Genomic DNA, 11505 nt, shown 5'->3' on the forward strand with positions numbered 1-11505 from the left:
GAATTTAAGGGGCGAGGTCAAACCTGCACAACACGTCGACCGCGTGAAACAAAACGGATAATCGGTCGCTTGTCGCGCCTTCCCGTTTGCCCGAAATTTCCCTGAGAGATACTTCCATTGCGGCCATGACTCCCAAAAAAATACTCAGCCTCGCTTCACGTTTCTTTGGCCAGACGGAGCCGGCACATCGTGCGGATCGACCGCTGCTTGATAGTCTGCTCGCCCTTGCGTGGGTGGTAGAGGCCCGCGACCCATACACCGGCGGCCATCTGTGGCGAGTCTCACGTTACGCGAGTCTGCTGGCACGACAGATTGGTCTTTCGGATCGCGATGCGGCAAACGTCTCGGTGGGTGGATTCGTGCATGATCTGGGCAAAATTGCCATCCCCGATTCGGTCTTGCTCAAAACGGAGCGTTTGACCGATGCGGAGTATGCCGTCATCAAAACGCACCCTGAAGTCGGCAAACGACTCCTTGCGAAGCACCCTTTCGGCGAACGCATTGCGGATGCGGTTTACGCCCATCACGAGCGGCCCGACGGCAACGGTTATCCGTTAGGCATCACTGGCAACGAGATCACGCCCATGGCTGCGATCATCGGCATCTGCGACGCCTTTGACGCTATGACCAGCACACGCCCGTATCGCAAGGCGATGCCGATTGACGATGCCTTTGCTGTAGTACGCGACAATCTCGGCACCCAGTTCAATCGCGAATATGGCGAAATGTTTCTGAAACTGGGCGGAAGCGCCAACCTCTACCACATCGCAGGCCATAGCGATGAAGGGATACCGCTCCAGCATTGCCAGACATGCGGCCCTACCATTGTCGTCAGATCGGATACACCCGAAGATGCCGAAGTATATTGCCCCGCATGCACGACGGGTTACCGGTTCAAAGGTTTGTTCTCTGCGCTAGTGCCTAGCGGAAACAAGGCGAATGCAGTCGATCTCGCCCCCTCACCGGATCTGGCGCTGATTGCACGCGTGACGGATCAGCTACCCAGCCTGTCATGACACCTGCAAGCGCGAACGGGGTCTGCTTCCTTCTGCCTTACCGTACAACCGACCCGCTCATATCGATGTTGTCAGCGCAGTTAGCCAGGTTGGGCTGACGGACAGGAGAAGGGTTTCCAACTGACGGTCGACGCCAGTGATGACGATCGTCCCCATGACAACGAAAAGGGCACCGAGCGTCCAGCGGGCCGTCTTACCCCACGCGGCGAGCGTGCCTCGCATCTTCAAGAGTGAAACTCTCGAGATCGTTCCGAGTAAAACGAGCGGCAGTGCCGCACCCAGACCGAACAGCGCCATCAGGATAGCGATATGGCCGAGGTCCTGACCTTGTGCCGCTAGCGACGTTGCCGCACCCAGCGTTGGCCCGACACAGGGGGTCCAGACGAACCCCAGCAACAGTCCGACCATCATCTGCCCGAGCAGTCCGTTTCCTTTCACATCGTCAAGCGCCTGCTGGCCCTTCGCACCGACGACGGAACTAAGCCGGGAAAATGCCCTTTGAAGGGTGCCCGATAACATGACAAGGCCGAAAAACACCATCAGGCTCGCAGCCCCACGTCGAAGGACCTCAGGGTCCAGTTCCGCTGACGCCCCCAAGGTGGCGAGAAATATGCCGACGCCCGCAAATGAAATGGCCAGGCCGCCTGCCAGCGCGATGACGCCGAGTCGATGTTTAGCCAACGCTGACGTCGCGAGTATCGGGAGTAGCGGAAGGACGCAGGGAGACAACACCGATGCCGACCCGGCGACGAGACTTAAGCCATATGTTGCAGCGGTGAATTGCATCACAAAGCCTGTTCAAACACAGCCCGGATTGCCGCCTCCTGGGTCTGCCCCGTCGAACGCGCCACTTCGTGGCCGTTCTTGAAGACAACGAACGTCGACTGCTGGGTTACCTTGAGTTCTCTTTTCAGTTTCGTTTCCGCATCGTAGTCCGCTATGAAAATGGTCACCTGCTTCAGCTTGGGGTCGGCGGACAGACGGTCGACGATCGGCTTTTGAACCCGGCACGTCGGACACCAGCTTGCATGCAGATATACGACCGCAGGCTGGCCCGATGAGACCGTCTGATCGAACCTTGCCTGGGTAAATGGCACCTCACCCGCAAATGCCGTGGCTACCGCAGCCAGCAACGCTGCACCCACGATGTGTTTAACGAATCGCATCTGGTTCATGATTGGACCCTTTTGGCGGTTAGAAGCGAGGGAAACAGTCGATACCTCAATCCTAGTTCGGATATTCGGCAATATCGGTTACAGCGCGGCTCAAATCTGCCGCGCCCCTGTTCGCAGTTCTCGCTTGGTCACGTATGCGTCCGGTGAAGCGGCGGTCCATTTCGCATTCGCGATGTAACCAAAGCGGGCGTCAGATCGAACTAGCAAATTATCGATTGCAGCCGAAGTTGGGCGGGCTTTCGTTTCCCTTTGTATGTTCCACTTTCTGAACCCTGAGGTCGACTATGACCAGTGATTTAAACTTCGCATGCACGATGTGTGGCAATTGTTGTCACAATCTTCGTCTACCCCTCAGCGTTAACGAAGCCATAAGCTGGTTAGAACGGGGGGGAGTCGTCGAGGTGTTTTGCGAAGCGATGCCGTGGCCCGTCGAGCCGTCAACGGACGATGGTCAAGTGCAACACCGGCGAATCCGGTCTTTTGCCGCCGAAAGCGGTGAACTTGCAATCCGCGTGATGGTGACAGTCGTTGCCGCCTTCGATGGCGCCTGCCCGCACCTGCAACCCGATATGCGATGTGGCGGATACGAGGCAAGGCCCAACGTGTGCAGAATCTATCCGGCTGAAATCAATCCCTTCATTGAACTTATGCCAACACATAAGGCCTGCCCGCCCGAAGCCTGGACGATCGACAGGCCGCCACTCATCAAAGGCGGTCAAATCATGGACTCGATGATGGTAGACCTGATCCAGAACTCGCGCGAGGCATCGATACATGATGTGCCTGTGAAAGAACGTCTCTGTGGCAATGCTGGCTTTCAGACTGCATCGTTGGCCAACGAGGGGTTCGTAACGTACACGCTCCCACCTCGTGCCATGCTTGATGAGTTATATAGAGCGCTGAATCCGACCTCGTCAGCTACGGGAGCGGCATCGTGGCGTATCCTGTCAAATCGGCGCACTACCGTCGACACCCTCAGTTCAGTGGGTGCCCGTTCGGAAATGCACACGGCTCTATTGCCGAACGAGGGCTACATCCCGCTCTTCGAAGCGAACTAGCGCTCGTCCCATTGGACTCCGGAGGTAGCAAGCTCATTCCCGTCCATATGTGCAGCGTTAAGTGCCGCAAATTCGATCCATTGCGCCGCTACCTTGAACCGCCTGCGCGCCGGAGTCTCGTGGGATCGGCGCCGTACATCGCCGTGAACGCCGATGAGAAGCTGCTGCGGCTAGAAAAACCGACCCGTCTGGCAATTTCCTCAGTGGTGGCTGAAGTCTTGGGGCACCCGTCTGGGGCTCAAGTACTGTTGGGCTCGAGAAGCGCCAACGCTGGTCGTACAACTCCCTCCAGCAACGCGCGCTCCGGTCTTGTCCGGGCAAGCACCCGTATGCCGAGATGTACCCCCAGCAGTAACCGGGCAAGGTCATCAGCAGGCTGTGCAGTTGATATCTCGCCGGCCTGCTGGCCAGCGTGCACACAACGCCGAAAAAACGCTTCGACTTCTACCAATACCTTAGCGATCATCGCCTGAAACTCGGCGTCATGTGGTGCAACCTCAAGTGCCGAATTCACCAGCAGGCATCCCTTACGGTCCCTGTCGCGGATCGACCGCTCCACAATCTCCCCGAAGAATGCCTTGATGGCATCCAGGGGCGGCAGGTTCCGCTCAAACCTTGATACCCGGTCGCCGAAGCTCGTTTCGACATAACGCGCCAGCGCCCGTTGAAACAGTGACCGTTTGTCCCCGAACGCGTTGTACAGGCTCGCTCCCGTAATGCCCATGCCCAGCGCCAGTTCCCGGACGGAAGTGGCCTCATAGCCATAGATCCAAAACCGTTGTGCGGCCGCATCAAGAACCGCATTTTCATCGAATTCCCGTGGTCGGGCCATGTTTTAACTCCAGTCATCGCGCAACGTCCGGCCAGTCGACATTGCAACGTCACACACGTTGCGATATTCTAGATCACTTGATCTAGAATGGCTTGGGGCGATAGCAAACCTCCCCTGACAACTTACGGTATCCATCACGCACCAGGCCTTCCGAACCGAGGGCGCAGGAACACCATGATCGACTTATATTTTCACCCTACACCCAACCCTGCAAAGGTTGCCCTGATGCTTGAGGAAACCGGCCTCGAATATGAACTGCGGCCGGTTGACACCAAGAAGGGTGAACAACACCTCGAAACCTTCCTTAAGGTCAACCCGAACGGCAAGGTTCCCGCCATCGTCGACAGGGATGGACCGGACGGGCGGGAGGCCCGGGTGTTCGATTCCAGCGCTATTCTGCTTTATCTGGCGGAGAAGACCGGAAAGTATCTCGGTGCTACAACTGATCGCCCGGAACTGCTTTCCTGGCTCTTCTTCATCAGTTCAGGTGTTGGACCGTTCTCCGGTCAGTCGGTGCATTTCCAGCACGCGGCTCCGGAGAAGCTGCCATATGCGATCAACCGGTTCCGCCGCGAAGCAGAACGGCACTATCGGGTACTCGACGACCACCTGGCGGGCCGCAGGTACCTCGTCGGAGAAACCTATACGATCGCCGATATGTCTGCGTGGGGCTGGATAGCACGGGCCGCTTTCGTCCTTCCCGGCTCCGATGACCCGTTGAGGCCGTTTGCCAATCTCAAGCGCTGGTTCGCGGAAATTGACGCCCGCCCTGCCGCGGTTCGCGCGAGAACAGTTGGAACCGGACATGCGTTCAAGCAGGAGATGGATGAAGAGGCGCGGCGCGCCCTGTTTCCGTCTAACTACGCAGTGCCTTAACGCTGGGAATCGCAGGAAAACCCACCCCGTACGATAAGACGACCAGAAGCGCCAGAGAAGCGGATCACGCAAGGAATACGAGGAATGGAAATCAGGAACAGGCGGGTGTTGATTACAGGCGGTTCCAGTGGCATTGGTCTGGCGCTCGCCCAGGTTCTGGGCTCGAAGGGCGCGCATGTGGCAATCAGCGGCCGGCAAAGCGACCGGCTCAATACGGCGATCGCGAGTCTGAGCGCGGCAGGCGTTGCAGCGCGAGCCATCACGGCTGACGTTGCAACGCAATCAGGTCGCGATGCAACTGTTGCAGGGGCGCTCGAAGCGCTCGGCGGCGTCGACATACTGGTGAACAACGCAGGCGGTGTGAGGGCCGGCAGGCTCGAGAACACGGCAGACGCCGAAATCCTGGCAATGATCGAAGTCGATCTCGTCGCCCCCATTCTTCTTACGCGGGCACTTCTGCCAAGCCTGCGTGAGAGCGGCGACAGCGCCGTCGTGAACGTGGCGTCAGGAATTGCCTTGATAGGCATGCCGTTTTATACGACCTACGCGGCGGTCAAGGCAGGACTCGCGCACTTTGGTGAGGCCTTGCGACGCGAACTCGCGGGAGAAGGAATCCACGTCATGACGGCGTACCCTGGGGCAACGGAGACACCCATGATGCGGACTTCACGAGCCGGAGCCGAACTGGGCTTCGTACGCGAACCCGCATTAGCGGTTGCGGATGCGATCTGCGCGGGGCTTCAAGAAAACGCCTTCGAGGTCATTCGTGGCGGTGAAGCGCGCGAACAGATGATCACGCTGAACCGCAACGACCCTGCTGCGCTTGACCGACGCTTTGCCGGCATGAAAGCTGCGCTCGAGGATGCGGTCAGGGACCACTCTGCCCTTTGAACAGGGAGTCAGAACCTTGTACTCCGCAGAGCAGCGTCTGAAAACGTTGTTTGTCAAAGGTCTGGCGGGCAACGCATCCGAGTATCGCTCATTCCTGTACGAACTGACGCGTCACCTGCGGGGCTATCTTCGCAAGCGGATTCCACAACTTCACGACGACGTCGAGGACCTCGTTCAGGAAATCCTGCTGGCCGTGCATAATGCACGTCATACCTACCGTCCAGATGAGCCGCTGACCGCGTGGGTCCATGCGATTGCGCGTTATAAGCTGATGGATTTCTTCAGAACACGTACGCGACGGGAGTCGTTGCACGACCCACTTGACGAGCACGACGACATCTTCACCGAGTCGGACGACGAAGCAGCCGATGCCCGTCGCGATATCGGCAAACTACTGGTGCACCTGCCGGACAAGCAACGGGTCTCGATCATGCATGTCAAGCTGCAGGGACTGTCCATTGCAGAGGCCGCCCAGTTGACGGGATTATCGGAGTCGGCCGTCAAGGTCAGCATCCACAGGGGACTCAAGGCTCTGGCCACACACGTCCGGAGAATTGCATGAGAACGGAAGACCTTGTCGGATTGCTCTCTACCGGGATCACTCCCGTAAAAAGCGGCAGTGCGGCCCGTCGATTCGGTGCCTCACTGCCAGTCGCCGCCATCGGCGCGACCCTGCTCATGGCGACAGTTTTTGGCATTCGCCCCGATCTGGGCATCGTCGTCAAAACTGTGATCTTCTGGGAGAAGCTCGCGTTCCCGCTGTGCCTTGCAATCGGTGCGCTGATTGCAACCGTCCGGCTGGCGCGCCCCGGCGCCAGGGTTGGAGCCGGATGGCCCGTCATAACGACACCGGTGGCAATCGTCTGGATTGCCGCAATTCTGATCGTCTTTACCGCGGCACCACAAGACCGGCTGCCCGTGATACTTGGGCACTCATGGCGGTCATGTCCGTTCAACATTCTTCTGCTCGCTGTTCCCGGCTTCATCGCTATATTCTGGGCTGTCAAAGGGCTGGCGCCTACTCGCCTACGATTCGCCGGTGGCGCTTCCGGGCTGCTCGCAAGCTCGATTGGCACGGTCGCGTACTGCTTTCATTGTCCTGAGATGAGTCCAGCGTTCTGGAGCATCTGGTATGTGGCTGGCATGCTGCTTCCGGCCGCGCTCGGGGCGGTGCTTGGCCCCAAACTCCTTCGCTGGTGAACGTTGCATTGATAGTGAGGCCCGCAGCGTCGCACCTACTCGCACATTGCCTTTACCACTTCTCATTGTTTGACATGCATTGAGGTCACACCTTCAGTGCCACTGCACTTCCAGCACCACGCGCGAAATCAACAAATTGCTCGGAAGTCTTTGTACCGTCAGGCTCCAAACGCCCAAACGCCCAAACGGCCCGGCCCCGGAATTATTAACGCCTGACGCATGGCCGAGAATATTTTCCCATCCATGTAACCCGCAGCAGCCGTCCACCGAACTAACACGCACACTGCCTCGTATGCAAGGGCATTGACCGGTACAACCTTATGCAGACGTATCGGATTCCATCGCTGTATTGACGGCGCGAACGATTGATCGGGAGCATAGCTATGACAAATGTTGCGTTATTCGTAGAAATAAAAGCCAAGCCGGGCAAAGAGGACGTAGTGGCAGCCTTTCTCGCCAGTGCGCAGGCCCTGGTGCTACAGGAGCCGGCAACAACGGCATGGTTCGCCGTGCGGTTCGATACCTATACTTTTGGGATATTCGATGCCTTCGGGGACGAGGCCGGTCGGGACGCGCATCTTAACGGTCGTGTTGCCGAGGCGTTGCTAGGACGCGTAGACGAACTGCTGACCGATCCTCCGTCGATACGGCGAGCCGACGTGCTGGCCGACAAGCTGCCAGGATGAGTCTTGGAAATTCTCATGTGTTAAGGGTTTGAGAGTCGAAGCGAAAGATGTATGCCAGCGACCTGTCCGGATGCTGGCATACCGGTGTCTGTTAGATCTGTTACGGACATAAACATACAGAGAGTTCGAACGCACCGTTCCGAAGAATGGTCGGCTAACGCGCTGCCCTGTCCGTTTGACGGCGACTCCGTCGCCCAAGAAACTCTCGGGCGACTGAACTGCTTACCGCACCGCTGATGCGATCCTTCAAGTTCGCGCGCCCACCTAGCGAGCATTTTAATTTGCTTCTAGCGTCTTTTTATGAATTTAGTATTGCGTAGTAAAAATCGTTCAAAGCCATTATTTTTTGGCAGTACGTAACTGCGGGTCCATGAGAAATTCGCTCACTTTTGTGCAGCGATGTTGCCTATTTCTATAGTGCACGTCCGCCATGTCCTGGCCAGCTCGTTGAGCAAGCAGCCTGATTTCGTCGCGCAACAGGTTGAAAGCAAAAAAAGAAGACTTCCCTGTAACCAGACATCTGTAGCTCACGAATTAGCTAACGTATCCATCACGGGTACCGCCCAATCTAAACTTCTGGAGAAATGCAATGTCCGCAAAAGTCACTGTCAGTTCCACTCTGATCGCCGGCGTAGTTGCAAGCCTGCTCGCTTCGGTCGCCCACGCAGCACCGCTCACGAATGCGGAGGCAAGCGCCGCTATCGCTGCTCACAAGGAGAAGTGCTACGGCGTTGCCCTGAAGGGGCAGAACGATTGCGCCGCCGGCCCTGGCACCACGTGCCAGGGTACGTCCGCGATGGACTTTCAAGGTAACTCGTGGAAGTTTGTTCAGGGCGGCACCTGCACGAGTATCGAAGTGCCGGGTGGCGGCCACGGCTCGCTCACCCCGCTGAAGTCCTGATCCGGTAAACGACAAGAGGAACGGGAGCGGCCATGAACGATTCCACCAGTACAGCGGCGGTTTGCGAGACTGGCTGCTCCCATGGCATGACGCGTGGCGCTCAAGGAGCAGCCGGAACCAGTTTCAAGCATGAACACCTTGGCGCGATTCTCGCAGACGGACTGAAGGATGGATTCTTCGAGGTTCATGCTGAGAACTATATGGGCGCCGGCGGCCCACCGCATCGGGCACTAGCGGCCATCCGCGAAGCCTATCGACTCTCCGTTCACGGCGTGTGCATGTCGATCGGTGCACCCACCGCGCTGGACCTCGCGCATCTTGCGCGCTTTCGCGAACTGGTAATGCGTTACGAACCCATGCTGGTGTCCGAGCACCTGGCGTGGTCGTCACATGGCGGCACATTCTTCAACGACCTCCTGCCTTTGCCGTACACGCAAGCAACTCTTGCGCATGTTTGCGAACACATCGACCAGGTCCAGGATGTGATCAAACGCCCCATCCTTCTAGAGAACCCGTCGACCTATGTCGCCTTCGCGTCCTCGACGATGAGTGAAACCGAATTCATTCGCGCGGTCGTGCAACGAACCGGCTGCGGCCTGTTGCTGGACGTCAATAACGTGTTTGTATCGGCAACCAATCACGGCTTTTCCGCCGAGGCGTATCTTGACGGATTCCCGCTTGAACACGTGGGTGAAATACATCTCGCCGGACATAGCGAGCAACGCGACGACGAAGACGAACCGCTGCTCATTGATAGCCACGACTGTGCCATTTCCGATTCTGTCTGGAGTCTCTATCGGGATCTCGTTGCGCGGATCGGCCCGCGGCCGACCTTGGTGGAATGGGACAGCAACCTTCCCGCCTGGTCCGTGTTGCGAGCTCAAGCGCAATCAGCGCAGCAAATCATGCGAGAAGGGGTACTACTCGCGGTGGAGGCCAGCCGTGCTGTCTGAAAATCCTTCATGCGGATACGCCACCACGTTTGCGCCAGGCTTGACGGACCCATCGATCAAGGCGCCTGAAGACGTGGTCGCCGCGCCGGGAAAGCGCGTCGTCAAGCGATACAACGTCTATCGCAACAACGTCACTGTCAGTCTCATCGATGCACTGGCGGCGGTCTACCCTGCGATTCAGCGCATCACCGGCTTCGGCCTCTTCAGGGCGATGGCGCGCTTTCATGTCCGCGCAACGCCTTCCACTTCGCCGCTGCTGTTCGAGTACGGGCGCGACTTTCCTGCCTTCATCGAAACCTACGAATATGCCCGCGAGATGCCTTGGCTTGCGGATACGGCGCGCATCGAGCGGGCGTGGCTGGACGCGTATCACGCCGCCGATCTGCCCGTTCTCGCTGCCGAGGCGTTAGCCGAAATCGAAGCACCCTCCTTCGATATCCAGGCCAACCTGGCAGGGATGCTTTCAGCCGGCGCATTTACCGGCGTTCACGTGCAACACGGAGATTGACCAGGATGTCGAACCCACAGAACATTAAACTGCCCTTACCGGCCGTACTCCTATCCGCGATCGTTACCGCGAGACGACTGATCCAGACGCTCGCGCAACCGTGGCTCGTCCAGCTCGTGCTGCGGATAGCGCTAGCCGTGCCGTTCTGGAAATCCGGCATTCTCAAATGGCACGGCTTCCTTCAGCTCAACGATACCGCAATCGATCTGTTCACGCAGGAGTTCCAGTTGCATCTGCCAGGTGGTCCTTATCCGTTTCCCGCTCCAGCGGTTTTTGCGTTTCTGTCGGGTTGCGGCGAGGTGACATTTCCGGTGCTGCTCGTGCTTGGCTTGGGCACCCGGTTCGCCGCAGCCGGTCTGATCCTAATGACATGCATAATCGAACTGACCGTGCCTGAGGGCTGGCCGATCCACTTGACCTGGGTTGGGATGGCGCTGGGCATTGCGGCCTGGGGGCCGGGCCGGATATCCATTGACTATCTGCTGGGTGACAGGTCGTTCAGGTCCTGACCTGAAGTGCTCATCGAACGCAATGTAAACCTGAGAGCGTCGGGACGACAGGTTCGAACTATTGCGCGCCCCCGACCGAGCTCGTGCCCGACACCCATATCCGTATTGCACTACGTATCGCTTTCCGAATGTACGGATGTTTTCCATTGAGCAACATGAGAACTTCAGATCTGATACTCAGGTTGACTAACAATTTGACGCCGATCGAGTCGAATTTTTCTTCCAGAAAGCTTAATCGCGCGCTAAGTGTTGGCCTGGCCAGCAGCACGGCGTTGCTGGTTGTGCTTTACGGCATCCGGAGCGATATGCCGGAATTGCTATTGACGACGATGTTCTGGGTACGACTCGCGTTTCCGGTAGCAACACTCATAACCGCATTGAACCTCGCTGGACGTCTTGGACGGCCCGGCGCACCCATCAAGCTAGCATGGTTCGCGGTCACACTACCATTCATTACCATGTTGCTCGTCGCCACGTTCATGGTGCTCGCGACTCCACGAGGCTATCGCCTGCAACTGATGTTAGGTACAACGTGGAGAGTCACCACAGCGAATATTGTTCTGCTCTCTTTGCCATCACTTGTGGCTGTGATGCATGCCTTGAAGGGGCTCGCTCCTACTCGCCTGATACTGGCGGGTACAGGCGCCGGACTGCTCGCTGGCGCACAAGGTGTGCTCGTATATTCCCTTTACTGTTCAGAGATGTCAGTACCGTTCTGGGGCGTCTGGTACGTACTGGGCATCATCATAACCGCTGGTATAGGTGCCCTATTTGCTCCACTCTATTTGCGGTGGTAGTCCGTCGAGGGCGCCAAGCGAAATCACGTTGCAAGAAAGCGGGTTTCCTGATCAATACGGGTTGTACGTATTGATTGGACACTGAGTCAACGCTTGTTGCAAC

At 57.7% G+C, this 11505-nt stretch carries 14 protein-coding genes and 2 pseudogenes; 12 read left to right on the forward strand and 4 right to left on the reverse strand.

Going from position 1 to position 11505, the window contains the following annotated elements:
- Nucleotides 1-125: 125 nt before the first annotated feature.
- Nucleotides 126-1016, forward strand: coding sequence for an HD-GYP domain-containing protein (locus P3T40_RS01290; protein ID WP_429265867.1), 891 nt, complete (start codon nt 126-128; stop codon nt 1014-1016).
- A 57-nt stretch (nt 1017-1073) separates the two neighbouring features.
- On the opposite strand, the gene P3T40_RS01295 is transcribed toward P3T40_RS01290, so the two are convergent.
- Nucleotides 1074-1802, reverse strand: a complete 729-nt coding sequence (locus P3T40_RS01295; protein WP_429265868.1) for a cytochrome c biogenesis CcdA family protein — start codon at nt 1800-1802, stop codon at nt 1074-1076.
- The gene (locus P3T40_RS01300) at nt 1802-2191 is read right to left on the reverse strand and encodes a thioredoxin family protein (protein WP_429265869.1); all 390 of its coding nucleotides are present in this window, start codon (nt 2189-2191) and stop codon (nt 1802-1804) included. Before P3T40_RS01300 ends, P3T40_RS01295 begins: the two co-directional genes overlap by 1 nt.
- Before the next feature lie 284 nt (nt 2192-2475).
- On the opposite strand from P3T40_RS01300, the gene P3T40_RS01305 reads away from it, so the two are divergent.
- Nucleotides 2476-3249 carry a YkgJ family cysteine cluster protein gene (locus P3T40_RS01305; protein WP_429265870.1) on the forward strand — a complete coding sequence of 258 codons (774 nt, stop codon included), beginning with the start codon at nt 2476-2478 and terminating at the stop codon, nt 3247-3249.
- Between the two features lie 88 nt (nt 3250-3337).
- Here P3T40_RS01305 and P3T40_RS01310 read toward each other — a convergent pair.
- Nucleotides 3338-3454: pseudogene (locus tag P3T40_RS01310) on the reverse strand (AraC family transcriptional regulator); the annotation flags it as partial.
- A 33-nt stretch (nt 3455-3487) separates the two neighbouring features.
- Nucleotides 3488-4081, reverse strand: a complete 594-nt coding sequence (locus P3T40_RS01315; RefSeq protein ID WP_429265871.1) for a TetR/AcrR family transcriptional regulator — start codon at nt 4079-4081, stop codon at nt 3488-3490.
- A gap of 174 nt (nt 4082-4255) precedes the next feature.
- On the opposite strand from P3T40_RS01315, the gene P3T40_RS01320 reads away from it, so the two are divergent.
- The 10 genes and pseudogenes from P3T40_RS01320 to P3T40_RS01365 all read left to right on the forward strand — a co-directional run bounded on the left by P3T40_RS01320 (nt 4256) and on the right by P3T40_RS01365 (nt 11402).
- Nucleotides 4256-4957, forward strand: a complete 702-nt coding sequence (locus P3T40_RS01320) for a glutathione S-transferase family protein (protein ID WP_429265872.1) — start codon at nt 4256-4258, stop codon at nt 4955-4957.
- 84 nt (nt 4958-5041) lie between these two features.
- On the forward strand, nt 5042-5848 hold the full coding sequence (locus P3T40_RS01325) for an SDR family NAD(P)-dependent oxidoreductase (protein ID WP_429265873.1): 807 nt from the start codon (nt 5042-5044) through the stop codon (nt 5846-5848).
- 16 nt (nt 5849-5864) lie between these two features.
- On the forward strand, nt 5865-6410 hold the full coding sequence (locus P3T40_RS01330; protein ID WP_429265874.1) for a sigma-70 family RNA polymerase sigma factor: 546 nt from the start codon (nt 5865-5867) through the stop codon (nt 6408-6410).
- Entirely contained in the window at nt 6407-7048 is a 642-nt protein-coding gene (locus tag P3T40_RS01335) for a DUF1109 domain-containing protein (protein ID WP_429265875.1), read from the forward strand. Before P3T40_RS01330 ends, P3T40_RS01335 begins: the two co-directional genes overlap by 4 nt.
- 383 nt (nt 7049-7431) lie before the next feature.
- The gene (locus P3T40_RS01340) at nt 7432-7734 is read left to right on the forward strand and encodes a putative quinol monooxygenase (protein ID WP_429265876.1); all 303 of its coding nucleotides are present in this window, start codon (nt 7432-7434) and stop codon (nt 7732-7734) included.
- 589 nt (nt 7735-8323) lie between these two features.
- Nucleotides 8324-8635 carry a BufA1 family periplasmic bufferin-type metallophore gene (locus tag P3T40_RS01345; protein WP_429265877.1) on the forward strand — a complete coding sequence of 104 codons (312 nt, stop codon included), beginning with the start codon at nt 8324-8326 and terminating at the stop codon, nt 8633-8635.
- Nucleotides 8636-8667: 32 nt separating this feature from the next.
- Nucleotides 8668-9588 carry an MNIO family bufferin maturase gene (bufB, locus tag P3T40_RS01350; RefSeq protein ID WP_429265878.1) on the forward strand — a complete coding sequence of 307 codons (921 nt, stop codon included), beginning with the start codon at nt 8668-8670 and terminating at the stop codon, nt 9586-9588.
- Nucleotides 9578-10006: pseudogene (locus P3T40_RS01355) on the forward strand (DNA-binding domain-containing protein); the annotation flags it as partial. The gene bufB and the pseudogene P3T40_RS01355, both read left to right, overlap by 11 nt.
- Nucleotides 10007-10101: 95 nt before the next feature.
- Nucleotides 10102-10605: a DoxX family protein gene (locus P3T40_RS01360; protein WP_429265879.1), complete on the forward strand. Its 504-nt coding sequence runs from the start codon at nt 10102-10104 to the stop codon at nt 10603-10605.
- Between the two features lie 155 nt (nt 10606-10760).
- A complete protein-coding gene (locus P3T40_RS01365) occupies nt 10761-11402 on the forward strand; it encodes a DUF1109 domain-containing protein (protein WP_429266118.1) in 642 nt (213 codons plus the stop codon).
- Nucleotides 11403-11505: the final 103 nt, after the last annotated feature.

The sequence above is a fragment of the Paraburkholderia sp. EB58 genome (assembly GCF_050436665.1).
Lineage (GTDB): Bacteria > Pseudomonadota > Gammaproteobacteria > Burkholderiales > Burkholderiaceae > Paraburkholderia.